The 1,060-nt window shown below is 47.6% G+C and carries 1 protein-coding gene; it reads right to left on the reverse strand.

Annotation, left to right across the window (positions count from 1 at the left end):
* The coding region (gene rmuC, locus R8O11_RS25230) for a DNA recombination protein RmuC (protein WP_318194612.1) at positions 1–890 on the reverse strand (890 nt) is incomplete at its 3' end.
* Positions 891–1,060: the final 170 nt, after the last annotated feature.

Genomic DNA, 1,060 nt, shown 5'->3' on the forward strand with positions numbered 1-1,060 from the left:
TGCTTGTTTTGTGGCAAATGCACAATCACATCCGGTTGGTAACGCTTACCCGCTTCGCTCTGTAGGTTCACTTGCGTTTCGTACTCGTGCCCTTCGCGCAGCCCCGATTCGGCTAAAACGCGCGCCAACACCACTTCACCCCAGTTACCTTGCTGTTTGTTATCGCCTTTGAGCGCTTGGGTCAGGTTCACGGCTTCTCGAGTCATTTGTTCATTGAGGCGTTGCAGATTTTTCAGCTCATGCACCAACGTATGACGCTCTTTAGCTTCTTGGCTAAAGCTGTCGTTGACTTGCTTTTTGAAACCTTCTAACTGCTCTTTTAACGGTGACAACAACCCTTCTAAACTTTGACGGTTTTGCAAATCGACTTTCGCGGTTTTCTCTTCAAACAGTTGATTGGCAAGGTGCTCAAACTGTTGTTTCAGACGCACTTCGGCCTGCTCTAAAATTTGCAGTTTTTCCGCATTAGCCTGATTCATTTGCTCGTGGCGCGCCTGCTGCTCACGAAGCTGCGTTTCCAAACGGGATTTTTGTTCACGCATTTGGCCCAGCTCATCAAAATACTGCTGACGTTCTTGTTTGACGGCTTCGAAGTAACGCAATTTCTCCATGGCCGCCATCAACTTGCCGTGTGATTGGCGCACTTCAAAGGCCGCTTTATCGCGCTCGTTGTCGAGTTCATCCAACTCTTGCTGCGCATCGGCAAGGCTTTGCTTTACTTGTTCAAGCTGTTGTTGGTGAAGCTGTTTTTCTGACACCAACTGCTGTTCGAGTAGTTGAGTCTGGGTAATAAAGCGCTGCTTTACCCACCAACCCACGGCGACACCGCTCGCTGTCGCGGCAAAAAGAGAAGAAAGAATGAGAGATTGATGCTCAAGAATCCATTGCATAATAGCGAGTTAGCCTATGTTTTATATCTTTATCAATGGTATTTAGACACTGGATAAATGTCCAGTTTGTTGGATGAAAAATCCTCGCATACACTAGGCACTCCGTACAACATACTCACTCCCGCTCACTCTTTCAGCAAAGAGCGGCACATCATCACACAGAGGCATCA

The sequence above is a fragment of the Vibrio sp. 1288 genome (assembly GCF_033344475.1).